This window comes from Saccharothrix carnea, assembly GCF_003014735.1.
GTDB classification, from domain to species: Bacteria; Actinomycetota; Actinomycetes; order Mycobacteriales; family Pseudonocardiaceae; genus Actinosynnema; species Actinosynnema carneum.
In genome coordinates, this window is record NZ_PYAX01000001.1 from 496,308 (window position 1) to 517,128 (window position 20,821).

Annotated in this window: 17 protein-coding genes; 5 read left to right on the top strand and 12 right to left on the bottom strand. The window is 71.3% G+C overall.

Annotated elements, in window-relative coordinates; all coding sequences use genetic code 11:
• Positions 1-25 precede the first annotated feature (25 nt).
• From B0I31_RS02460 to B0I31_RS02505, 10 genes are all read right to left on the bottom strand, one after another.
• On the bottom strand, positions 26-1,003 hold the full coding sequence (locus B0I31_RS02460; protein ID WP_106613616.1) for an ABC transporter substrate-binding protein: 978 nt from the start codon (positions 1,001-1,003) through the stop codon (positions 26-28).
• Positions 1,000-1,749, bottom strand: a complete 750-nt coding sequence (locus B0I31_RS02465; protein WP_106613617.1) for an ABC transporter ATP-binding protein — start codon at positions 1,747-1,749, stop codon at positions 1,000-1,002. Before B0I31_RS02465 ends, B0I31_RS02460 begins: the two co-directional genes overlap by 4 nt.
• Entirely contained in the window at positions 1,749-2,822 is a 1,074-nt protein-coding gene (locus tag B0I31_RS02470) for a FecCD family ABC transporter permease (protein ID WP_425444340.1), read from the bottom strand. Before B0I31_RS02470 ends, B0I31_RS02465 begins: the two co-directional genes overlap by 1 nt.
• A 467-nt stretch (positions 2,823-3,289) precedes the next feature.
• Positions 3,290-4,327 (bottom strand): 3-isopropylmalate dehydrogenase, encoded by a 1,038-nt coding sequence (locus B0I31_RS02475; RefSeq protein ID WP_073891631.1) that lies wholly within the window; start codon positions 4,325-4,327, stop codon positions 3,290-3,292.
• A 228-nt stretch (positions 4,328-4,555) separates the two neighbouring features.
• Positions 4,556-7,897, bottom strand: a complete 3,342-nt coding sequence (locus B0I31_RS02480; RefSeq protein ID WP_106613618.1) for a S8 family serine peptidase — start codon at positions 7,895-7,897, stop codon at positions 4,556-4,558.
• 263 nt (positions 7,898-8,160) lie between these two features.
• On the bottom strand, positions 8,161-9,750 hold the full coding sequence (serA, locus tag B0I31_RS02485; protein ID WP_106613619.1) for a phosphoglycerate dehydrogenase: 1,590 nt from the start codon (positions 9,748-9,750) through the stop codon (positions 8,161-8,163).
• Positions 9,751-10,015: 265 nt separating this feature from the next.
• On the bottom strand, positions 10,016-10,285 hold the full coding sequence (locus B0I31_RS02490; RefSeq protein WP_073891637.1) for a DUF397 domain-containing protein: 270 nt from the start codon (positions 10,283-10,285) through the stop codon (positions 10,016-10,018).
• Between the two features lie 62 nt (positions 10,286-10,347).
• On the bottom strand, positions 10,348-11,361 hold the full coding sequence (ilvC, locus tag B0I31_RS02495; RefSeq protein ID WP_106613620.1) for a ketol-acid reductoisomerase: 1,014 nt from the start codon (positions 11,359-11,361) through the stop codon (positions 10,348-10,350).
• A gap of 31 nt (positions 11,362-11,392) precedes the next feature.
• Positions 11,393-11,899, bottom strand: coding sequence for an acetolactate synthase small subunit (gene ilvN / locus B0I31_RS02500; protein WP_053723072.1), 507 nt, complete (start codon positions 11,897-11,899; stop codon positions 11,393-11,395).
• Between the two features lie 2 nt (positions 11,900-11,901).
• A complete protein-coding gene (locus B0I31_RS02505) occupies positions 11,902-13,740 on the bottom strand; it encodes an acetolactate synthase large subunit (RefSeq protein ID WP_425444341.1) in 1,839 nt (612 codons plus the stop codon).
• Between the two features lie 287 nt (positions 13,741-14,027).
• Here B0I31_RS02505 and B0I31_RS02510 point away from each other — a divergent pair, with 287 nt between their 5' ends.
• The 3 genes from B0I31_RS02510 to ilvD all read left to right on the top strand — a co-directional run bounded on the left by B0I31_RS02510 (position 14,028) and on the right by ilvD (position 16,837).
• Positions 14,028-14,477 carry a PH domain-containing protein gene (locus B0I31_RS02510; RefSeq protein ID WP_181319952.1) on the top strand — a complete coding sequence of 150 codons (450 nt, stop codon included), beginning with the start codon at positions 14,028-14,030 and terminating at the stop codon, positions 14,475-14,477.
• Positions 14,474-14,908, top strand: a complete 435-nt coding sequence (locus B0I31_RS02515; RefSeq protein WP_106613622.1) for a vitamin K epoxide reductase family protein — start codon at positions 14,474-14,476, stop codon at positions 14,906-14,908. Before B0I31_RS02510 ends, B0I31_RS02515 begins: the two co-directional genes overlap by 4 nt.
• An 81-nt stretch (positions 14,909-14,989) precedes the next feature.
• Positions 14,990-16,837: a dihydroxy-acid dehydratase gene (ilvD, locus tag B0I31_RS02520; protein ID WP_106613623.1), complete on the top strand. Its 1,848-nt coding sequence runs from the start codon at positions 14,990-14,992 to the stop codon at positions 16,835-16,837.
• A 128-nt stretch (positions 16,838-16,965) separates the two neighbouring features.
• Here ilvD and B0I31_RS02525 read toward each other — a convergent pair whose 3' ends face one another.
• Both B0I31_RS02525 and B0I31_RS02530 read right to left on the bottom strand, forming a co-directional pair.
• On the bottom strand, positions 16,966-17,700 hold the full coding sequence (locus tag B0I31_RS02525) for a DoxX family protein (protein WP_106613624.1): 735 nt from the start codon (positions 17,698-17,700) through the stop codon (positions 16,966-16,968).
• 72 nt (positions 17,701-17,772) lie between these two features.
• Positions 17,773-18,687: a 2-hydroxyacid dehydrogenase gene (locus B0I31_RS02530; protein WP_106613625.1), complete on the bottom strand. Its 915-nt coding sequence runs from the start codon at positions 18,685-18,687 to the stop codon at positions 17,773-17,775.
• A gap of 30 nt (positions 18,688-18,717) precedes the next feature.
• On the opposite strand from B0I31_RS02530, the gene B0I31_RS02535 reads away from it, so the two are divergent.
• On the top strand, positions 18,718-19,587 hold the full coding sequence (locus tag B0I31_RS02535) for an alpha/beta fold hydrolase (RefSeq protein ID WP_106613626.1): 870 nt from the start codon (positions 18,718-18,720) through the stop codon (positions 19,585-19,587).
• A gap of 10 nt (positions 19,588-19,597) precedes the next feature.
• Positions 19,598-20,785, top strand: a complete 1,188-nt coding sequence (locus B0I31_RS02540) for a PQQ-dependent sugar dehydrogenase (protein WP_106613627.1) — start codon at positions 19,598-19,600, stop codon at positions 20,783-20,785.
• Positions 20,786-20,821 lie beyond the last annotated feature (36 nt).

Consider the following 20,821-nt stretch of genomic DNA (forward strand, 5'->3'; position numbering starts at 1 on the left):
CAAGCCGCGGACGGGTCGTCCCACCCTATGGGTGGACGCTATCGACCAGGAACCTTGCGAACGCCTCGATCGCGGCCGGGTTGCGCGGGCTCTCCACCAGCGCCGCGTAGGGCAGCACGAAGAACCGCTCGTGCTTGATCGCGGGCACGTCGGCCAGCGGCGGGTAGGACTCCAGGAACGCCCGCTTCTCGTCCGGTGTGGTCGCCTCGCCGTCGGCGTAGTCGTTGATCAGCACGACGTCCGGCGCGCGGTCCACGACGGCCTCCCAGCCGACCGTGGTCCAGCTGTCGTCGAGGTCGCCGAAGATGTTGTCGCCGCCCGCCTTGCCGATGATGTCCTGCGGCGCGGCGTTGCGGCCCGAGGTGAACGGCTGGTCGAGGCCGCTGTCGTAGAGGAACACCTTCGGCCGGTTCGGCTTGACGAGCGCTTCGGCGGCGGCGACCTGCTTCCGGTAGCCCACGATCAGCTCCTCGGCCTTGTCCCGCACGCCGAAGATGTCGCCGAGGTTGCGCAGGTCGGTGTAGAGGGCGTCCAACGGCGGCATGATGCCGCGCTGCTTGCCCACGCCGTTGCGGCACGCCTCGGTGAGCTGGTAGGTGGCGATGCCGAGGTCGGCCAGGGCGTCCGGGGTGAACCCGGTCGACTCGGAGAAGCCGTAGTTCCAGCCCGCGAACACGAAGTCGGCGCCGGCGCCCTGGACCAGTTCCTTGGTGATCTGCTCGCCGAGGTTCGGCACCCGCTCGAAGTCCGCTCGCCACGGTGAGGAGGCGACGTCCTTCGCCTGGCCGCCGCCGATCACGTAGCCGGCCATCCGGTCGCCCAGGCCGAGCGCGAACATGAGCTCGGCGATACCGGTGTCGTTGGTGACCACACGGGACGGTTTCGCGTACGCGACCCGCTGCCCGCAGTTGGTGACGGTGACCGTGTCCGCGGCGGCGGTCGGCGCGATGTGCGCGCCGCAGCCCGTCGTGAGCAGGACGGCGAGGGCGACGAGCTTCTTCACGCGGACTCCTGGTGTTCGAAGAGCAGTTGGGGTACGCCGCTGGTGGGGTGGCGCACGACGTGGGCGCGGACCTGGAACACGTCGTGCAGCACTTCGGGGGTGAGCACTTCCTCCGGCTTGCCGCTGCGCACCACGCGGCCGTGGTCCAGCACGTGCAGGCGGTCGCAGTGGGCGGCGGCGAGGTTGAGGTCGTGCAGCACCGCGAGGACGGTCACGCCCAGGCTCCGGACCAGCGCGAGGACCGCGAGCTGGTGGCTGATGTCGAGGTGGTTGGTGGGTTCGTCCAGGACGAGCACCTTGGGCTGCTGGGCGAGGGCGCGGGCGATGAGGACGCGTTGGCGCTCGCCGCCGGACAGGCTCAGGAAGCCGCGGTGCGCCAGGTGGGCGGCGTCCACTCGCGACAGTGCCTCGGCCACCACTTCGTCGTCGCGGGCGGGGGTGGTCCGGTGCGGCAGCCGTCCCATGGCGACGACTTCGGTGACGGTGAAGTCGAACTCGACGTGGCTGTCCTGGGTGAGCGCGGCCAGGTTCACGGCGGTGTCGCGGATCTTCGACCGCGTGATGTCGCGGCCGTCGAGGAGGACCACTCCCCCGGACGGTGCGAGCGCCCGGTACACGCAGCGCAGCGTGGTGGACTTGCCGCTGCCGTTGGGGCCGACGATGCCGTGCACCTCGTTCGCGGGTGCGTGCAGGTCGATGCCGTGCAGGATGCCGGCGACGGTGAGGTCTTCGAGTCGGACGTCCATCAGCGACCGCCGAACACGTAGCCGCGGCGGCGCATCAGCAGGATGAAGCACGGCACGCCCAGCGCGGCCGTGATGACGCCCAGGGGCAGCTCCTCGGGCGCGGCGAGCAGGCGTGCGGCGACGTCCACCCAGATGAGGAAGCAGGCACCGGCGAGGGGCGCCACGGCGAGCACCTTGCGGTGGTCCGCGCCGACGGTGAGGCGGACCAGGTGCGGCAGCATGAGGCCGACGAACCCGACCGCGCCGCTCACCGCGACCAGCACGCCGGTCATGGCGGCCGTGACGCCGAACAACGCCTTGCGGGTGCGGGTGACGTCGATGCCGAGGGTGGTGGCCGTCTCGTCGCCCAGGGAGAGGGCGTTGAGGTGCTTGGCGCGGGTGCGGAGGTAGACCACGCCCGCGGCGGTGACGGCGGCGGCGATCGGCAGCGACGTCCAGGTGACGCCGCCGAGGCTGCCCAGCAGCCAGAACATCGCGGCCCGTGCGGCTTCACCGCGCGGCGACTGGAAGACCAGCAGCATGGCGACGGCGGAGAAGCCGTAGGCCAGGGCGGTGCCGGTGAGGACCAGGCGCAACGGGGTGAGGTCGCGGCCCGTGACGACGTAGACCAGGGCCATCGCGGCGAGGGCGGCGAGGAACGCGGCCGTGGACAGGGCGTAGATGCCGAGCGAGGCGAACAGGCCCGTGGTGACGACGGCGGTGGCGCCGACGCTCGCGCCGGAGGAGATGCCCAGCACGTACGGGTCGGCGAGGGCGTTGCGGACCATGGCCTGGATGGCGACGCCGACCACGGACAGGCCCGCGCCGACCACGGCGGCGAGCAGGACGCGGGGCAGGCGGATGTCCCAGACGATCCGGTAGGGGCCCGCCTCGGCGGCGTCGATCGTGCCGCCGGTGAGCGCGGCGGCGAGGAAGCGGACGACGTCGTCGAACGGGATGCGCACCGGTCCCAGCGCGACGCCGGCCACGATCGAGGCGGCCAGGACGGCGGTGAGGGCCAGACACAGGCCCGCGGTGGGCGGGCGGCGCGGTGTCGGCGGCGGTGTGCGCACCGGGGTGGGGGTGGAGGTCACCGGTCGCCTTTCGGACGGGTGGCCCAGACCGGCCCACCCGCACCCGCACGTGGCAGGCCGGCGCACCCGTCCCGCAGACCACGGCAGGAGTTGGAGCTTCTTCCCACCGCCCGCGGGTGATCGGGCTCGCCGAGCGTGGTGCTCGGCCTACCGTTGCGGGTCAGCGCCGGACTTCGACCGGACTTCCCCCACGGGCGGCTCCCGCGACCTTACGACCCGTGACGCGCTCAGGGCCACCACGACTTCGCCGTGGTGGCCCTGATCACTGCTACTCCGCCGCGAGAGTCCAACGCTCACGTGCCGAGAGTCGTACGTTCAGCGAGGGTGAATTCAACGCTCGGCTCGGCCGGCGTGACGCTGAGCGTTGAATTCAGGTGTCGTGAACGTTGGACTCTCGCGTTCCCGACGTACGACTCTCGCGTGCTGAGCGTTGGACTCTCGAGGGTTGAGCGTTGGACTCTCGGGTTCTAGGCGGTGCGGACGTTGGAGGAGACGAGGGCGGCCAGGCGGTCGCCCACCGCGTAGGTGGCGCCCGGCGACGAGTGGTCACGAGTCGCCAGATCAAAGGCCACCGACGCCTCGATCCGCCGGGCCGCCTCGGACTCGCCCAGGTGGTCCAGCATCAGGGCGACGGAGAGGACCGCCGCCGTCGGGTCGGCGATGCCCTGGCCCGCGATGTCCGGCGCGCTGCCGTGCACCGGCTCGAACATGCTCGGGTTGCGCCGCGTCACGTCGAGGTTGCCCGACGCCGCCAGCCCGATGCCGCCGGTCACGGCCGCCGCCAGGTCGGTCAGGATGTCGCCGAACAGGTTGTCCGTCACGATCACGTCGTACCGGCCCGGGTCGGTGACCAGGTGGATCGTCGCCGCGTCCACGTGCTGGTAGGCCACCGTCACGTCCGGGTGCTGCAACGACACCTCCTCCACCACGCGCGACCACAACGACCCGGCGTGCGTGAGCACGTTGGTCTTGTGCACGAGCGTGAGGTGCTTGCGCGGCCGGTTCGCGGCACGGGCGAACGCGTCGCGCACCACCCGCTCCACGCCGAACGACGTGTTGATCGACACCTCGGTCGCGATCTCGTGCGGCGTGTCCTTCCGCAAGAGCCCGCCGTTGCCGGCGTACAGGCCCTCCGTGCCCTCGCGCACCACCACCATGTCGATCTCCGGTGGGTCGGCGATCGGGCTGCGCACGCCGGGGTAGAGCCGGGCCGGGCGCAGGTTCACGTGGTGGTCGAGCTCGAACCGGAGCCGCAGCAACAGGCCGCGTTCCAGGATTCCGCTCGGCACCGACGGGTCGCCCACGGCGCCGAGCAGGATCGCGTCGTGCTGGCGGAGTTCCCCGAGCACGGACTCCGGCAGCAACTCACCTGTGGCGTGCCAGCGCGCCGCGCCGAGGTCGTAGCGGGTGATCTCAGCCGCTGGAACGACCTCACCGAGCACCTTCAGGGCCTCGGCGACGACCTCGGGCCCGATCCCGTCTCCTGGGATCACTGCGAGCCGCATCCACACACCTCCCAGGTATCAGTCCCATTGCGCGGGACTAGTTTCCATTGCGAAAGGCTACCGGTCCGAGGCGGTGAAACCGCACTCGGAACACCCCTCCGTGGCCATATCTCCCGGACTGCGGGACACCCGAACGGTTCAGTGCCCCCGATCGGGCGTCACCCGATGCGCGTAAACGGCTCTGGCCGGCCGGGGCAGTCCCCGACCGGCCAGAGCGGTGCACGACGATCAGGCCACCGAGCGGATGGCCGGGCTCACCGTCGACGGCGCCCGCACCTTCACCACGTCCGCCTTGTCACCCGTGGCGTTGTGGTGGTGCAGGACCAGCAGGCTGTCCGAGCCGTCGACCGCGACGGCGGCGGCGTCCCGGTTGACCACCAGCGCGGTCGCCGGACGAGCCTGGTAGGACAGCGCGGCGTCGCCGCCGCCCTGCACCCACAGGCCCGGCTTGAGCGGGTCGAACGACAGCGCGTTCGGGATCGAGTCGATCAGGCCGTTGGACGTGCCCGGTGCCACGTAGAACCCGGCCACGCCGACCTGGTAGCTGATCCGCGAGGTGTCCGCCGACGCGTCGATGCCCAGCGCCGACAGCAGCACCGGCAGGACCACCACGTTCGTGTCGAACACATTCGTGTCGACGTCGCCGAACTGGCCGTTGACGCCCTGCAGGTCGACCGTGGCGCCGGTGCTCAGGTCCACCGTGGCCGCGACCAGCAGGTCGGTGTCGGTCAGCTTGGTCGCGTAGACCTCGTAGTCGAACGTGCCGTCACCGTTGGTGTCGATGTCGATGAACGGGATGGTGTTGCTGCCCAGGTTGTACCAGTTGCCCCAGGTCGCGACACCGAACGCGAGCATCGCGTCCTGCGGGTTGCCCTGCGCCTTCGCCAGCGGCGCGGTCGAGGCGGCGCCGACGTACCGCAGGTCACCGCCCTTGGCGGTGTTGTTCAGCACGCAGTTGGTGGTGACGTTGCGGCGGCACTCCGCCAGCTGCGGCGAGGACGCCTGCAGCTCCAGCACGCTCACCAGCGACCGGTACGCGCCCTGGTTGACGCCACGGCCGGTCAGGTTGAGCACGCCCTGACCCTTGCCGTTCACCCGGACGTTGTTGGCCACGTTGATGTCGGCCACCGGCTTCGGCGCGGAGTACACGGGCACCCGCAAAGCAACCGACGAACCGGCAGTCGGCGTGAGCACGACCCGGCCCGACGCGTCGGCCAGGTACTGGCGCGGCACGTCGAGGTGGTTCGCCTCGATGGTCGGGTCGACCGTCTTGCGCAGCGCCGCCGGGTCGTCGACCTTCAGCGTCACGGTGACGCGGGCGATGCCGCGCGGGCTGAGCCGCACGGTGTTCGCGGACAGCTCGTAGCGCACGCCCGGGATCTGGGTCAGCGCCTCGTAGCCCACCGTGTAGTCCACCCACTTGGTGGACTTGTTGACCACCTTGATGGTCTTGGTGAGGCTGACCGGCCCGGACACCTCGACGGTGCCGAACGACGCGGACACCGAGCCCGGGTCGTCCTGCACGTAGGCGAGGACCTGGTTCTCGACCGCGGCCTTGCCGTCGACGCGACCGGCGCCCACGCGGTTGGGCGCGTACGTCTTGCCACCGGCCTTCACGTCGTGACCGGCGGTGTTCATGACCGCGGCCTTGACCTCTTCCGGCGTCCAGTCCGGGTGGACCTGGCGCACCAGCGCCGCGACACCGGAGATGTGCGGCGCGGCCATCGACGTGCCGGAGTTGACCATCGTCTTGTTGCCCGAGCCGACCAGCGCCGAGGCGATGGAGTCACCGGGGGCGGCCACGTCCGGCTTCACGACCGGGCCGCGCACGCCGCGCGAGGTGAACGAGCTCGGGGTGTCGCTGATGGACTGGTCGTACGTGGGCAGCGAGGTGCGCAGGTCGCCCGCCTGGCGGACGGTCAGCGTGCCCGCGGCCAGCGCCGGGCGCAGCGCGGCGGTCGCCGAGCCGGTCAGCTGGAACACCGGGATCGCCGCGTTGCCGGAGATGCCCGCGTTGAAGTGCTCCAGGTTCGAGGTGAACAGCGCGCCGACGGCACCCGCGGCGGTGGCGTTGTTGGTGCGGCCGACCGAGCCGCAGCGACGCGTGGCGTCGTTGTCGTCCCACTCCAGCCACACCATCTTGCCCGCGACGGCGGCCTTGTCCGCGGCCGAGAACGGCAGGCAGCCGTCCTTGTTGGCCGCGTCGCTCATCGCCACGACCGCGCCGCTGACGTCCGCGCCCTCGTAGTTGTAGGCCACGCTGTACTGGCCGGGCTTCTTGCCGGCCACGCCACCGGGCGCGGTGACCTCGACCGCGTCGCGCAGCACGTACGCGTCACGGGTGCTGGCCACGGTCAGCGCCTCGGGGGTGCTGCCCGGCGAGCCGCCGATGTCGTACAGGTCGCCGCCGTTGCCCGCGGAGAACACCGTGAGCACGCCGGAGGCGTTGAGCTTGCGCACGAACAGGCTGTCCGGGTCGTCCGGGGCGCCGTAGTCGGAACCGAGCGACAGGTTGACCACGTCGAGGTGGTCGGAGAAGTCGCCGTCGCCATCGGGGTCGAGCGACCAGTCCAGGGCCTGCGCGGTGACGTTGGTCGAACCGTCGCAGCCGAACACCTTCAGCGCGTAGAGCAGGGCCTTCGGCGCGGTGCCGGGGCCGATGCGCATCGCGTCCAGCGTCTCGGGGGTGAGCTTGGTGTAATCGCCCTTGAAGGTGGAGCCGTCCGCGTTGACGCCGAAGCCCGCGGCGGTGCCGGCGACGTGCGAGCCGTGGCCGTTGCAGTCGAGCGGGTTCGGGTCCGGCTTCGGGGTGTTCAGCGCCGGGTCGTCGCTGCCGCCGTCGTAGGCGTTGCCGACGAAGTCGTAGCCGCCGACCACCTTGGCGGTCGGGAAGTACGAGGCGTCGACCTCGGTCTCGTCGATCGCCTGGAACGCCTCGATGGTGCCGGGGCCCGCGAAGTCGCTGTGGGTGTAGTCGATGCCCGTGTCGATGATGCCGATGCGGGTGTCGTCACCGAGCTTGCCGTACTCCTGCCACGCCTTGAGCGTGTTCGTCAGCTGCACGGCGGTGGAGTTCTGGCGGGACTTCGGCACCACCGTGCGCACGGACTTCACGTCCGCGCGCTGGGCCAGCTCGCGCACCTTGGCCGCGTCGGCCTGGACGACCACGCCCGGCACGCCGTTGACGGTCCGGTACAGCTCCTTGGTGGCGGAGTCCTTGACCTTCAGGGCGCCCACGACCAGGTCGGTGATCCGGCCGGCGTCGTTCTTGGTCGCCTTGGCGGCGTCCTTGGCCTGCTGCTTGGTCGCGCCCTGGCTGGTCTTCTCGGCGAACGTGTCGACGGCCGGCTTGGCCTCCAGCTCCACGAACGCGGTGACCCTGCCCTTGGCGGCCGTCAGCCGGTCGGACACCTTCAACTGCAACTTGCCGGCATCCAGCCCGCGCGCGTTCGCGACGGACGGTGCCAGTGGATCTTCCGCGGCCAGTGCGGTACCGGCGGTGGACCCGGCGACGAGTATCGCGGCCAGCACCGGTACGGCAGATCTGGCGACAACGCGAGATCGGCTCACAACGTGCCCCAAGCGAGGTCGGATTCGACCGGGCGGGCAGCGGCGTCCAATGAGGGAACTGCCCGCGTGGTGCCGTGCCCTCTACGACACCGGGTCAACCTCGTGGGAGGAACGTAATCGCTCGATCGAGCTGATCAGTTAGCCCAGACGAGTGACGGCAACCACAGTTTTGACGACTAACGGTTAACTGTGACGCCGCCGAGACCTGCGGCGATATACATCGACAGGTCTCGGCGGCGTTACTCCGTTTCGGGGACTTCCGGTCAGTCGAAGTTGACCGAGCGCACCGTGCGCGCACCGACGGCCGCACCGATCGGGTCGAGCACCGCGGTGTCCACCGGGCGGTCCACGCGCAGCAGCATGAACGCGTCCGCGCCGTCCTTGGTCTGGCTGATCTGGGCGGCCTCGACGTTCACGCCCGCCTCACCGAGCAGCGTGCCCACGGTGCCCATCACGCCCGGCCGGTCCGGGTACTCCAGCAGCAGCACGTTGCCCTCGGCGCGCAGGTCGAAGCCGCGGCCGTTGATGCCGACCAGCTTCTCCACCTGGTCCAGGCCCGTGAGGGTGCCGGACACCGTGATGACCGCGCCGTCCGCCTGCACCGCGCGCACCGTGACCAGGCTGCGGTGGTTGGCGCTCTCCGGCTCCTTGACCAGGTCGACGCTCACGCCGAGCGAGTTCGCCAGCGCCGGGGCGTTGACGAAGGTGACCTGCTCCTCGACCACGCTGGAGAACACGCCGCGCAGCGCGGCCAGCGGCAGCACCGCGACGTCCTCGCTGGACAGCTCGCCGCGCACCTCGACCGAGACCGCGGTCGGCGCCTTCGCGCTCAGCGCCGCGACCACCGTGCCCAGCTTCTGCACCAGCGGCAGGTAGGGGCGGACCTCCTCGCCGACCACGCCGCCGCCCTGCACGTTCACCGCGTCCGGCACGAAGTCGCCCGCCAGGGCCAGCAGCACCGACTTGGCCACGTCCGTGCCCGCCCGGTCCTGCGCCTCGCTCGTGGACGCGCCCAGGTGCGGGGTGACGACCACGTTCGGCAGGCCGAACAGCGGGCTCTCGGTGGTGGGCTCGGTGGAGAACACGTCGATGCCCGCGCCGCCGACCTGGCCCTCCTTCACGGCCTCGGCCAGCGCCTCCTCGTCGACCAGACCGCCGCGGGCGGCGTTGACGATGATCACGCCGCGCTTGGCCTTGGCCAGCTGCTCGGCGCCGATCAGGCCCTTGGTCTCCGGGGTCTTCGGCAGGTGGATCGAGATGAAGTCGGCGCGCTCCAGCAGCTCCTCCAGCGTGACCAGCTCGATGCCGAGCTGCGCGGCGCGGGCGGCGCTGACGTACGGGTCGTAGGCGATGAGCGTGGTGCCGAAGGCGGCGATGCGCGCGGCGAACAGCTGGCCGATCTTGCCCAGGCCGACCACGCCGACGGTCTTGCCCTGCACCTCGACGCCGTTGAACTTGCTGCGCTTCCACTCGTGGTTCTGCAGCGTGGCGTGCGCGGCCGGGATCTGGCGTGCGGTGGCCAGCAGCAGGGCGACGGCGTGCTCGGCGGCGCTGACGATGTTCGAGGTGGGCGCGTTGACGACCATGACGCCGCGCTCGGTGGCGGCGGGCACCTCGACGTTGTCCAGTCCGACGCCCGCGCGGGCGACGACCTTGAGCTTGGTGGTGGCCTTGAAGACCTCGGCGTCGACCTTGGTGGCGGAGCGGACCAGGAGGGCGTCGGCGTCGGCGACGGCTTCGAGCAGCGCGGGACGGTCGGTGCCGTCGACGTGGCGCACCTCGATGCCATCACCGAAGACGTCGAGAACGGACGGTGCGAGCTTCTCGGCGATGAGGACAACGGGCTTGGTCACGGACGTCGCTCCCGGTGGTGTGAACGGGTGGGGAGCGCGGGGCCGTCGAGCAGGTCGTCACCCGCGCCGGCCGGCCACGGCAATGTGTCCGGGTTGTTAACGAGCATAGTCAGCGCCCACCCCGTGCTTGACACCCGGGTGCCCTGTTTCACCTGCTGGAACCCGGTACGCGCGTCCTACATGGACTTCGCGTCGACCCGAGCGTTCAACTCGGGTGTCCGGAACGTAGGACACGGTCGTCCGGAACGTAGGACACGCGGTGGGGTCACCAGGGTTCGTCGAACTCGCCGTCCTTCACGCCGAGGATGAACGCCTCCCACTCGGCGGGAGTGAAGACCAGCACCGGGCCGTCCGGGTGGGCCGAGTTGCGCATCGCCGTGTACGTCACGCCGTCGGTGTGCTCGACGAACGCGATCTCGACGTGCTCCTCCTCGTCCTCGGCGCCCTCGTCGCTGCGGATCCACTCGGCTCCGCTGAGGTCGAGGTTGCCCCGGACGTGGGCCTTGTCGTCGTAGATGGGCGCGCTGTCGGTCATGGGCCTAGGTATACCGGGGCCCGCGGTCGGAACCGCGGGCCCCGGCGAAAAAGCCGCCGATCTTACGCCGTTTCGGTGATGGGGCGGTCGACCCAGGACATCAGGCCGCGCAGCTTCTTGCCGACCTCCTCGATCGGGTGCTGCTCGCCCTCCTGCTGCAACTTCTTGTAGTTGCCGCGGCCGGCGTCGTCCTCGTTCACCCACTCGGTGGCGAAGGTGCCGTCCTGGATCTCGCCCAGGATCTTGCGCATCTCCTCCTTGACCGCGGGGGTGACCACGCGCGGGCCCCGGGTCAGGTCGCCGTACTCGGCGGTGTCGGAGATCGAGTAGCGCATGCGGGCGATGCCGCCCTCGTACATGAGGTCCACGATGAGCTTGAGCTCGTGCAGGCACTCGAAGTAGGCGACCTCGGGCGCGTAACCGGCCTCGGTCAGCACCTCGAAACCGGCCTGCACCAGCGCGGACGCGCCACCGCAGAGCACCGCCTGCTCACCGAACAGGTCGGTCTCGGTCTCCTCCTTGAACGTCGTCTTGATGACGCCCGCGCGCGTGCCGCCGATGCCCTTGGCGTAGGACAGCGCCAACGCCTGCGCGTTGCCCGTGGCGTCCTGCTCGACCGCGATCAGCGCGGGCACGCCCTTGCCGTCCACGAACTGGCGGCGGACCAGGTGGCCCGGGCCCTTCGGCGCGACCATGGCGACGTCCACGTTGGACGGCACGGTGATCAGGCCGTAGCGGATGTTGAAGCCGTGGCCGAAGAAGACCGCGTCGCCGTCCTTCAGGTTCGGCGCGATGTCGTTGGCGTAGATGTGCCGCTGCGCGGTGTCCGGCGCCAGGATCATGATCAGGTCGGCCTCGGCCGAGACCTCGGCGGGGGTGCCGACGGGCAGGCCCTCCTCCTCGGCCTTGGCGCGGGACTTGGAGCCCTCGGGGAGGCCGATCCGGACGTCGACGCCCGAGTCGCGCAGGCTCAGCGCGTGCGCGTGGCCCTGGCTGCCGTAGCCGATGACCGCGACCTTGCGCCCCTGGATGATGCTCAGGTCGGCATCGTCGTCGTAGAAGATCTCGACGCTCACTGGTGGTACTTCCTTCCTCGGAACTGGAACATCAGCGCACCGCGGTCGCGGTGATGGAGCGGGCGCCACGGCCGATGGCGACCATGCCGGACTGGACGATCTCGCGGAGCCCGTAGGGCTCCAGCATCCGCAGCAGCGCGTCGAGCTTCTCAGACGTGCCGGTGGCCTCGACGGTGACCGCCTCCGGGGAGACGTCGACGACCTTCGCGCGGAACAGCTGCACCGTCTCCAGGACCTGGCTGCGCACCGTCGCGTCGGCGCGCACCTTGACGAGCAGGAGCTGCCGCTGGACCGACGCGGCGGGCTCCAGCTCCACGATCTTGATGACGTTGATGAGCTTGTTGAGCTGCTTGGTGACCTGCTCCAGCGGCAGCTCGTCCACCGAGACGACGATGGTCATCCGGGAGATGTCGGGGTGCTCGGTGCGGCCGACCGCCAGCGACTCGATGTTGAAGCCGCGCCGCGAGAACAGGCCCGCCACACGCGCGAGGACACCGGGCTTGTCCTCGACCAGAACGCTCAGGGTGTGCCTAGTCATCGTCATTCGTCCTCGTCGAACAGCGGGCGGATGCCCCGCGCGGCCATGATCTCGCTGTTGCCCGTGCCCGCGGCCACCATCGGCCAGACCTGGGCGTCCTTGCCGACCACGAAGTCGATGACGACCGGCCGGTCGTTGATCTCCATGGCCTGCTGGATGACCGCGTCGACCTCCTCGCGGGACTCGGCGCGCAGACCCGCGCAGCCCATCGCCTCGGCGAGCAGCTTGAAGTCGGGGATTCGGTGCTTGTGCGTGCCCAGGTCGGTGCTGGAGTAGCGCTCGCCGTAGAACAGGGTCTGCCACTGGCGGACCATGCCCAGGTTGCCGTTGTTGATGACGGCGACCTTGATCGGGATGCCCTCGATGGCGCAGGTGGCCAGCTCCTGGTTGGTCATCTGGAAGCAGCCGTCACCGTCGATCGCCCACACCTGGACGTCCGGCACGCCCGCCTTCGCGCCCATCGCGGCGGGCACCGCGTAGCCCATCGTGCCGAGGCCGCCGGAGTTGATCCACGTGCGCGGGCGCTCGTACTTCACGAACTGCGCGGCCCACATCTGGTGCTGGCCGACGCCCGCGGTGAACAGGGTGTCGGGCGGGGTCAGCGCGCCGATCCGCTCGATCGCGTACTGCGGCGAGAGCGTGCCGTCCTCGGGCCAGTCGTAGCCCAGCGGGAACGTCTCGCGCAGCGCGTCGAGCTGCTCCCACCACGGGGCGAGGTCGACCGTGCGGGCCGCGTTCTCCTTCTCCGCGCGGACCGCGTCGACCAGCTCGCTGATGATCTCCTTGCAGTCGCCCACGATCGGCACGTCCGCGCGGCGGTTCTTCGAGATCTCCGCCGGGTCGATGTCGGCGTGCACGACCTGCGCGTCCGGCGCGAACGTGGACAGCTGGCCGGTGACCCGGTCGTCGAACCGCGCGCCGAGGGCGATCAGCAGGTCCGACTTCTGCATCGCGGCGACCGCCGACACCGTGCCGTGCATACCGGGCATGCCCAGGTGCTGGGGGTGCGAGTCGGGGAACGCGCCGCGCGCCATCAGCGTGGTCACCACCGGGATGCCGGTGGACTCGGCCAGCTCCAGCAGCTCGGCCGACGCCTCGGCCTTGATCACGCCGCCGCCGACGTAGAGGACGGGGCGACGGGCCGCGGCGATCAGCTTCGCGGCCTCGCGCACCTGCTTGCCGTGCGGCCGGGTCGTCGGCCGGTAACCGGGCAGGCGCAGCTCCGGCGGCCAGGAGAACGAGGTCATCTCCTGCAGCACGTCCTTGGGGATGTCCACCAGGACGGGGCCGGGTCGGCCGGTCGAGGCCAGGTGGAACGCCTCGGCGACGGCGCGCGGGATGTCCGCGGCGTCGGTGACGAGGAAGTTGTGCTTGGTGATCGGCATCGTGATGCCGCAGATGTCGGCTTCCTGGAACGCGTCCGTGCCGATCAGCGGCCGGGACTGCTGGCCGGTGATGGCGACCACCGGGACGGAGTCCATGTTGGCGTCGGCCAGCGGGGTGACGAGGTTCGTCGCGCCCGGTCCCGAGGTGGCCATGCAGACGCCGACCTTGCCGGTGGCCTGGGCGTACCCGGTGGCGGCGTGGCCCGCGCCCTGCTCGTGGCGGACCAGGATGTGGCGCACCTTGGTGGAGTCGAGGAGGGGGTCGTAGGCAGGCAGGATCGTGCCGCCGGGAATGCCGAAGACCACTTCGCAGCCCACTGCCTCCAGCGAGCGGACGAGGGACTGGGCACCGGTCACGCGGATGGGAGCGCCGCTCGGCGGGGCCGGTTTCGGCCGCGGTCCAGGGCGGGGCGACGACGACTCTCCGGGAGCCGGTCGCGAGGTTGCGCTGGTCATCTGTCTGCCTCGTGGGTAAGGAGAATGCACGGTCCGGGCACGAAAAAACCCTCGCCAACCCGAACGGGTCGTACGAGGGTCGCGCGTCGACGCAAGCTCGAATGCCTAGGCGTCGACGCGCCTGGGAAGTACGAGAACGAGGTTGCGCTGCATGGCGCTGACGTTAACCGTGAAGCAGGTGGAGCGTCAACTGTGCGGGACGGCACTCCCGGATGGTGGAAGCCTCCACGTGGGTGGACGCGGGCCGGAGTCACCCGCTCGGACGATGAGTGGCAGCATCTCGACACGTGCCGAAAGTCGTGTTCCGCATCCCCACCCCCGCGCTGCTGGCCGCCGGGTCCGCCGCCATCTGCGCGACGCCCGTCGCCTGGGGCGTGCCCGGTCTCCAAGCCCTCTACCTGCTGCCGGCGGCCTTCGCGTGGTGGGTGGTGCGCAACCGCACGACCGTGGACGGCGATCGGATCGTGGCCCGGGGCACGTTCGGCAAGCGCGAGGTGCCGTGGTCGGACGTGAAGGCGATCAAGGTGGTCCCGAAGGGGTGGTTGTCGGCGGTGCTGACCGACGACTCCGTGATGCGGCTGCCCGCCGTCCGCGCCGCGCACCTGCCGATGTTGTCGCAGGTCAGCCGGGGTCGGGTGGCCGATCCGACGGCCGTGGCCGCGGCCGACGAGCCCGCGGAGGAGCCCGCCGAGGCTGACGGGGACGCAACGCCGCCGCCCGTAAAGTCCCAGGAGTGAGTTCTCGCACACAGTGGGTGCCTGTGGTCAGCCTGGTGCTGTCGCTGGCGGGCCTGGCGGTCTCGACCTACCTCACGATCGCGCACTTCACCGAGGGCGCGCTGCTGTGCGCCGAGGGCTCGGTGATCGACTGCGGCACGGTCACCAGCAGCGAGCAGTCGGAGCTGTTCGGCATCCCGGTCGCGGTGCTGGGCCTGGCGTTCTTCGCGTTCCTGACCGTCGCGTGCCTGCCGTTCGCCTGGCGCAGCGAGGCGCTGCACTGGGCGCGGCTGGTGTCGGTCGGCGTCGGCGTGCTGTTCGTGGTGTACCTGGTGGCGGCCGAGTTCCTGCTGATCGGGAAGGTCTGCCTGTGGTGCACCGCCGTGCACGTGATCACGCTCGCGCTCGCCGCCGTGCTGGTCACCGGCGCGTTGCGGCGGAGTAATCTCTGAGGCACCGCTCCGACCTTCCCGCGCCCCCACCCCCGCGCGCGTCGTTACGCGAACCTCTTGGCAAAGACTTCTGGAGGAGCCGTGCCACCGCTCCGTTCCCGCACCACCACGCACGGCCGCAACGCCGCGGGCGCACGCGCGCTCTGGCGTGCGACCGGCATGACCGACAGCGACTTCGGCAAGCCGATCGTGGCCATCGCCAACTCCTACACGCAGTTCGTGCCGGGGCACGTGCACCTGCGCGACCTCGGCGACATCGTGGCCGAGGCGGTCCGCGAGGCGGGCGGGGTGCCGCGCGAGTTCCACACGATCGCGGTGGACGACGGCATCGCCATGGGGCACGGCGGGATGCTGTACTCGCTGCCGTCGCGGGAGATCATCGCCGACTCGGTCGAGTACATGGTCAACGCGCACCAGGCCGACGCGATCGTGTGCATCTCCAACTGCGACAAGATCACGCCGGGCATGCTCAACGCGGCCATGCGCCTGAACATCCCGGTCGTGTTCGTCTCCGGTGGACCGATGGAGGCGGGCAAGGCGGTCGTGGTGGACGGCGTGGCCGTCGCGCCGACCGACCTGATCACCGCGATCGCCGCATCCGCCTCGCCGGACGTGGACGAGGCCGGGTTGGCCGAGGTGGAGCGGTCGGCGTGCCCGACCTGCGGCTCGTGCTCGGGCATGTTCACCGCGAACTCGATGAACTGCCTCACCGAGGCGCTGGGCCTGGCGCTGCCGGGCAACGGCTCCACGCTGGCCACGCACTCCGCGCGGCGCGAGCTGTTCGCCGAGGCCGGCCGCACGGTCGTGGACCTGTGCCAGCGGTACTACGAGCAGGACGACGACTCGGTGCTGCCGCGCTCGATCGCCAACCGCAAGGCGTTCGAGAACGCCATGGCGCTGGACATGGCGATGGGCGGCTCCACGAACACCGTGCTGCACGTCCTCGCCGCCGCGCAGGAGGGCGAGGTCGACTTCACGCTGGCCGACATCGACGCGGTGAGCCGCCGGGTGCCGTGCCTGGCGAAGGTGTCGCCGAACTCGGACTACCACATGGAGGACGTGCACCGGGCCGGTGGCATCCCGGCCCTGCTGGGCGAGCTGTGGCGGGGCGGGCTGCTCAACGAGGACGTGCACACCGTGCACAGCCCGGACGTCGCGTCGTGGCTGGGCGAGTGGGACATCCGCGCCGAGTCGCCGTCGCAGCGGGCGATCGAGCTGTTCCACGCGGCGCCGGGCGGCGTGCGCACGACGCAGGCGTTCTCCACGTCCAACCGGTGGTCGAAGCTGGACACGGACGCGGCCGGCGGCTGCATCCGCGACGTCGGGCACGCGTACACCAAGGACGGCGGCCTGGCCGTGCTGCACGGCAACCTGGCCGAGCGCGGCGCGGTCATCAAGGCGGCGGGCGTCGACGAGGAGCTGTGGCACTTCGAGGGGCCGGCGCGGGTGGTGGAGTCCCAGGAGGAGGCCGTCTCGGCGATCCTGAAGAAGGAGATCCAGCCGGGCGACGTGCTCGTGGTGCGCTACGAGGGTCCGGCGGGCGGGCCGGGTATGCAGGAGATGCTGCACCCGACCGCGTTCCTCAAGGGCGCGGGGCTGGGCAGGAAGTGCGCGTTGATCACCGATGGCCGGTTCTCCGGCGGCACGTCGGGCCTGGCGATCGGGCACGTCTCGCCGGAGGCGGCAGGGGGCGGCGTGATCGGCCTGGTCCAGGACGGCGACCGGATCCTGATCGACGTGCACGAGCGGCGGCTGGAGCTGCTGGTGGACGAGAGCGTGCTGGCCGAGCGGCGGGCCAAGATGGAGGCCTCGGAGCGGCCGTGGCAGCCGGTCGACCGGGTCCGCCCGGTGACGGCGGCGCTGCGCGCGTACGCCCGGATGGCGACGGACGCTTCCACCGGCGCGGTGCGCGACGTGAACTCTGCCTGATTGCCGCTGCTCCGCAGACGGCGGGCGAGGTCGCCCGGAAGTCGACCGTTCGCGCCTGAACTTCCCGACGATCGGAAAGCGTGATCGCCGGGAGATGAGTCGCGAACGGTCGACGCGACCTCGCCGGTCTACCTGAAGACGTAGAGGGTCGCCGCAGTCGCGCCGGCGGCGATCACCAGGCAGATGAAACCGGACAGCAGCGGGTGGCGGAACCAGCTGCGGTTGTAGTCGAAGGCGGCACGGCCGGGGCCCGCGAAGAGCACCCCGAACGCCATCGCCGCGTAGACCGCCTCCAGCTCCACGCCGTTCGGCGCGAAGAAGCCGCCCTTGTACTTCAGCGCGATGACGTTCGCCATCACGCCGAGCACGCCCGCCGCCGCCAGCGGCGTGAACAGGCCGAGGATCAGCAGCGCGCCGCCGCCGAGCTCGGTCACGCCGGTGACCCACGCCAGGATCCGCGCCTCGCGGAACCCGGCGGACTGCAGGTAGGCCGCGAACCCGTCGATGCCGGGCCCGCCGAACAGGCCGAACACCTTCTGCAGGCCGTGCATGACGAACGCGCCGCCCAGCGCCAGCCGCAGCACCAGCAGGCCGATGTCGGCACTGGCGGTCCAGCCGAACGGCTTGCGGTCGTCCTCGTCCTCAAGGGCGTCGTAGTGGGTGGCGGGCTTGTCGTCCAAGTCCGCGATCGGCGTGTAGCCGGAGGTGTCGAAGCCCTTCGTGTCCCTGCCGAACGCGTCGCCGTCGATCGTCCGGGTGCCGTCGTCGAAGTGGTGAACTCCTCCGCCCACGCCACTCGTCGAGTAGAACCCGTCGTCGGAGTAGCCGCCCGATGTCCTCGAACGGTCGTCGTGAGTAGCCACGCACCCGCACGTTAGGAGGTTCGGACGACGTCCGCGAGCGTCCGTTTCGCCGTGCACCTTCACCCGAATGGGCTAATATTCGCCCTTGACCAGGTTCCGGGGCTGCTCGCCGCGGGCGAACCGGGCGACCTCGGCGGCCACCACGGCGTACGCCCGCTCGGCGTGACCGGTGCAGCTGCCGGCCACGTGCGGGGTGAGGAACAGGCCGGGCGCCGTCCACAGCGGGTGGTCGGTCGGCAGCGGCTCGGGCTCGGTCACGTCCAGCGCCGCGCGCAGCCGCCCCGAGGTCAGCTCGGCCAGCAACGCGTCGGTGTCGACCACCGCGCCGCGGGCCGCGTTGACCAGGATCGCGCCGTCCTTCATCCGGGACAGGAACTTCGCGTCGACCATCCCGGTGGTCTCCTCGGTCAGCGGCACCACGACCAGCACCGCGTCGAACCCGCCCAGCAGGTCGGGCAGCTCGTCCACGCCGTGCACGCCGGGCCGCGCGGTGCGGCCGACCAGGGTCGCGGTCGCGTCGAACGGCTCCAGCCTGCGCCGGAACTGCTCGCCCAGGTCGCCCGCGCCGACCACGAGCACCTTCTTGTCCTGCAGCGTGTCGGTGAGGTGGTAGTCCCACCGGCGTTCCTGCCTGGCCCGCTCGAACCTCGGGAAGTCGCGGTAGATCGCGAGCAGCGCACCGATCGCCCACTCGGCCGTGCTGCCGCCGTGCGCGCCGCGGCACGTCGACAGCATCACACCATCGGGTACGACACCGATGAACCGCTCGGCGCCCGCCGACAGCAGTTGCACCAGCTTCAGCGACGGCAGCTGCGCGAACACGTCGCGCGGGTCCGCGCCGAGCAGGAACTTGGGTACCAGGACTTCCGCGTGCGCGGCGTCGGCGGGCAGCGGCTGCCCCGGCTCGTAGCGGACGGGCCGCACACCCTCCACGTCGGACAGCGCGCGGACGCCCAGCTCGTCGGGGACCAGAACGGTGAGGCTCACGGGTTCGCACGTTACGGCACACTGACCGCCATGCGGGAGCACGACGTCTTCTCCGCGGACGGCACGCGGATCAGGTTGTGGCGCACCGACGCGGACGGGCCGGACGTGCTGCTCAGCCCCGGTCTCGGCGCCGTGCCCGCGGTGTGGCCGGAGGTGCCGTCGGCCCGCGTGCACAGCTGGTACCACCGCGGCACGCTGGCGTCGGACCGGCCGGCCGACCCGTCCCGCATCGAGGTGTCCGACCACGTCGCCGACGCGCTGGCGGTGCTGGACGACGGCGGCGTCGAGCGGTGCGTGGTGATGGGCTGGTCGATGGGCGTGACGGTGGCCGCCGAGCTGGCGCTGCGGCACCCGGACCGGGTGACCGGCTTGATGCTCGTCGCGGGCGCGCCGGGTGACACGTTCGCGAGCGCGCTCGGCATCCCCGGCGTGCCGGCGGCGGTGCGGCGGCTGATCGGCGTCGGCGGGGTGGCGGCGTTGAAGGCCGCCGGGCCGCTGCTGGACGCCGTGCTGCACCGCGTTCCGGTGCCGGACCTCGGCGGGCCGCTGGTCGGGTCGCTGCGCCACTACCTCCAGCACGACTGGGGCTGGTACTTCACCCTCGCGCTGGCGCTGGGCCGCACGCCCCGGCTCGACCTGACCGGCGTGACGTGCCCCACCACGGTCCTGGCCGGCCGGTACGACTTCCTGGCGTCGGCCGATGGCGTGCTCGGGCCGGTCGCCGCGCTGCCGCAGGCCAGGGTTCGGGTGCTGCCGAACACGCACTTCCTGCCGCTGGAGGACCCGCAGGTGGTGGTGGACGAGCTGGAGCTGCTGCTCGACCGCGCCGACGCCGTGCGGCGGGCCGTGCACGAGGACGTGGACGGGCCGCTCACCCCGCGTTCACGGCCCCGCGCTTAACCTGGGACCCGTGTCACGACTGCGTGGAGTGCTGATCGGGACGGCCCTCGGCCTGCTGGCCGCGGGCTGCGCCGGCTTCCCCGAGCAGCCGGGACCGGCGGGGTGGAGCGCGGCCCAGCCGTTGACGCCGCAGGCCGGGCCGGTGCCCGAGCTGCCCGGTGAACTCCCGAAGGGACCCGCCCAGGGCCAGCCACCCGGCCAGGAGCCGACACCCGTGCCGCCGCCGCAGGGCTGCAAGGACTTCAACCCCGCCGTGGTCGGCACGTGCCTGAGCCCGATCTCCGGCGTGGCGCTGACCGACGTCAACCAGACCACCGGTGCGGTGACGGCGCTGGCGACCGAGCGCGCCACCGGGCGGCTGGTCAAGGTGACCAAGGACGTCGACCCGGTCGAGGTGGCGAAGTTCGAGGTGGACGCGGCCGGTGACGGCGGGCTCACCGGGCTCACCCTGTCGCCGACCTACCCCGAGGACCAGCTGGTCTACGTGTACGTGACCACGGCGACCGACAACCGGGTGCTGCGGCTCGCGCCCGGCGACGTGCCCAAGCCGGTGCTGACCGGCATCCCGAAGGGCCCGACCGGCAACCGGGGCGTGCTCGCCCACGACCGCACCGGCGCGCTGCTGGTTGCGACCGGTGACGCGGGCAACCCGGCGGCGGCGGCCGACCCGAACTCGCTGGCCGGGAAGGTGCTGCGGATCGACGGCGCCGGCCAGCCCGCGCGCGGCAACCCGACCGCGGGCTCGCGGGTGCTGGCGAGCGGGCTGAAGTCGCCGGGCGGGCTGTGCGTGTCCGGCGACGGGTCGAAGACGTGGGTGACCGACGCGGGCGCGACGGCGGACCTGCTGTACCGGGTGCAGCCGGGCAAGGCGCTGGGCGATCCGGCGTGGTCGTGGCCCGAGCGGCCCGGTGTCGGCGGCTGCGCGTCGTTCTCGAACCTGGTGATGGTGGCCACGAGCGCCACCCCCGGCCTGCTCAACCTGCCGATGAACCCGGAGGGCGCGTTCACCGGCAAGCCGGAGGCGACCATGACCGGCGAGGACGGCTTCGGCCGCCTCGGACCGCTGGTGATGCTGGACGACACGACCGCGCTGTCCGGCACGGTGAACAAGAACGCGGGCGGCGCACCGGTCTCCAGCGACGACCGCGTGGTGATCGTGGTGCGGGACGGCGGCGGTCCGGGCGGCACGAAGGACTGAAGCCGCGGCGGCACGGTTGACCGCCGTGCGACTCTT

Bases quoted from the DNA above. Each gene is read 5' to 3' on its own strand.
- B0I31_RS02465 (WP_106613617.1), bottom strand. From the start codon at position 1,749: ATGGACGTCCGACTCGAAGACCTCACCGTCGCCGGCATCCTGCACGGC.
- B0I31_RS02475 (WP_073891631.1), bottom strand. From the start codon at position 4,327: ATGCGGCTCGCAGTGATCCCAGGAGACGGGATCGGGCCCGAGGTCGTC.
- B0I31_RS02490 (WP_073891637.1), bottom strand. From the start codon at position 10,285: ATGACCGACAGCGCGCCCATCTACGACGACAAGGCCCACGTCCGGGGC.
- ilvN (WP_053723072.1), bottom strand. From the start codon at position 11,899: ATGACTAGGCACACCCTGAGCGTTCTGGTCGAGGACAAGCCCGGTGTC.
- B0I31_RS02505 (WP_425444341.1), bottom strand. From the start codon at position 13,740: ATGACCAGCGCAACCTCGCGACCGGCTCCCGGAGAGTCGTCGTCGCCC.
- B0I31_RS02535 (WP_106613626.1), top strand. From the start codon at position 18,718: ATGCGGGAGCACGACGTCTTCTCCGCGGACGGCACGCGGATCAGGTTG.